Origin of the sequence: Sphingomonas sp., assembly GCF_031380695.1 — a bacterium.
Taxonomy (GTDB): domain Bacteria; phylum Pseudomonadota; class Alphaproteobacteria; order Sphingomonadales; family Sphingomonadaceae; genus Sphingomicrobium.
On record NZ_JANMWY010000286.1, the window covers coordinates 1 to 2,643 of the forward strand.

Below are 2,643 nucleotides of genomic sequence, written 5' to 3' on the forward strand. Positions count from 1 at the left end.
CGCCTGGTCGCTGCTCATTACTGACCTCGACCCGATCGCCCTCGACTTGCTGTTCGAACGCTTCCTCAACCCGGAACGCGTGTCGATGCCAGACTTCGACATCGATTTTTGTGAAACCCACCGCGACAAGGTGATCAGTTACGTCCAGGCGAAATACGGGCGCGACCGCGTTGCCCAGATCATCACCTTCGGCCGATTGAAGGCCCGCGCCGTATTGAAGGACACCGGTCGGGTGCTTCAGATGAGTTATGGCCAGGTCGACCGCCTCGCCAAGCTCATCCCCAACCACCCGACCGATCCGTGGACGCTCGAACGTTCATTGAACGGCGTCGGCGAGCTCGAAAAGGAATATCGCTCCGACCCCGACGTCAAGCGGCTGCTCGATCTGGCCATGAAGCTCGAGGGCCTGCCCCGCCACAGCTCGACCCACGCCGCCGGCGTCGTCATCGGCGACCGTCCGCTCGACGAACTAGTCCCGCTCTACCGCGACCCGCGTTCGGACATGCCGGTCACCCAGTTCGACATGAAATATGTCGAGGCGGCGGGGCTGGTGAAGTTCGATTTCCTTGGCCTCAAGACCCTATCCGTCCTCAAGGAAGCCCAGCGCCTGCTTGCCCAGTCGGGCCAGTCGGTCGATTATGCCGCGCTGCTGTGGGACGATCCCGCCGTCTACGAGCTGCTTCAGCGCGGCGACACGGTCGGCGTGTTCCAGCTCGAATCCGAAGGTATGCGCCGCACCCTCTCGGCCGTCCGCCCGACCGCATTCGGCGACATCATCGCGCTGGTTTCGCTCTACCGCCCCGGCCCGATGGACAATATCCCGATGTTCGGCGACCGCAAGAACGGCCGCGCCGAGCTCGCCTATCCCCACCCGATGCTGGTCGACGTGCTCAAGGAAACCTACGGCATCTTCGTTTATCAGGAGCAGGTGATGCAGGCGGCGCAGGTGCTTGCCGGCTACAGCCTGGGCGAGGCCGACCTCCTCCGCCGCGCGATGGGCAAGAAGATCAAGTCCGAGATGGACGACCAGCGCGAGCGCTTCCTGACTGGTGCCCTGGTCAACGACATCGCCAGATCTGACGCCAACACGCTGTTCGACCTGATCGACAAGTTCGCCGGCTATGGCTTCAACAAGAGCCACGCCGCCGCCTACGCGCTGATCGCCTATCACACCGCCTGGCTCAAGGCGCACCACGCGCCCGAATTCTTCGCCGCCTCAATGAGTTTCGACACCGCGACGACCGACAAGCTGGCGCTGTTCGTCGACGACATGCGCCGGGCGGGAGTCGAGTGCCTCGCTCCCGACATTAATCTGAGCGAAGCGTCATACAGCGTTGAAAATGGGGCAGTCCGCTACGCTCTCGGCGCGTTGAAAGGCGTCGGCGAGAAGGCGATGGAGGCGCTGGTCGCCGAGCGCGCAGCCAACGGCCCGTTCGCCAGCCTCGACGATTTCGCCGAACGGATCGACCCTCGCCTGCTCAACCGCCGCCAGCTCGAATCCCTCGCCGCCGCCGGTGCGTTCGACAGTCTCAATCCCGATCGCGCGGCTGTTTACGCCGCCGCCGAAACCATCCTCGCCCACGCCGCCAGCGCGTCGCACGCCCGCACGTCGGGGCAGGGTGGCCTGTTCGGCGGCGCATCCGACAGCGGCGTCGCCCCGATCCGCCTGCCGCGCGACGCCAGCTGGACCCTTGCCGAGCGCATGACCGCCGAGCGCGACGCCTTCGGCTTCTATTTCTCCGCCCACCCGGTCGACGCCCAGCGCCACTTGCTCGCCGCGCACAAGGTCCGCCGCTTCGCCGACCTCGCCGCGCTGCCCGCCCCGGCAGACGGCGGCCGCTCGCAATCGATGATGGCAGGCCTCGTCGAAACTGCGAAGTGGGCCACCTCGGCCAAGGGTCGTCGCTACATGCGAGTCACCATGTCCGATCCGTCGGGCCAGTTCGACGCCACCGCTTTCGACGACGAGCCGTGCGCGGCACTGCAAGCCGCCGCGAAATCGGGCGCGTGCGGGCTGATAACCGTCGAACTCGACCGCCGCCCCGGCGACGACGTCCCGCGCGTGTCGATCAAGCGCTTCCAGCCCCTCGGCGAAATGGCGAACCGGACCCGCCTGCAGATGGAGATCGCCGTGACAGACGCCGCGCAGATTGCGACCGTGTCGCGCGAATTAGCCAGTGCCCGCGGGGGGACCGGCGCGGTTCGCTTTCGCGTCGACCTATCGAGCGAACGCGAGGCAGTGGTTATCGCTGGCCGCGATTTTCGACTGGATGCTGATCTGGCCGCAAGGCTCGAACGCTTGCTCGGCAAGGGTCAGGTCGCGCTAACCGTGCAATCGTCACCGCAACTCGCTTTGGTTGGATAGCTCCTCCCCAAGTAAGGCCGGGGAGGAGTCTGATCCTACGCCATCGTGAACCCGTCCTTGTTGACCAGGCTGGTGATATGCTTGTTCTGCTCGGGCGTAATCTCGCCCTTGAGGCGCGGAAAGACCTCGTTTTCCTCCATGGCTGCATGAGTTGCGACCGACTGTCGGAACTCGCGCACCGTATCTAGCCACCGCAGGTCGTCGGTCTTCATCTCGCCAAGCCTGAACAGGAACGTCTTGACCTCGCCATGCTCGAGCTCGAGCTGGTCGGCATCGGC

2 protein-coding genes are annotated in these 2,643 nt (G+C 65.2%); one reads left to right on the forward strand and one right to left on the reverse strand.

Going from position 1 to position 2,643, the window contains the following annotated elements:
• On the forward strand, nucleotides 1-2,365 hold a 2,365-nt coding region (dnaE, locus tag RMN84_RS10350), incomplete at its 5' end, for a DNA polymerase III subunit alpha (RefSeq protein ID WP_309612091.1).
• Nucleotides 2,366-2,400: 35 nt separating this feature from the next.
• Here dnaE and RMN84_RS10355 read toward each other — a convergent pair.
• Nucleotides 2,401-2,643, reverse strand: a 243-nt coding sequence (locus tag RMN84_RS10355; protein WP_309612092.1) for a hemerythrin domain-containing protein, incomplete at its 5' end; no start/stop codon positions are given.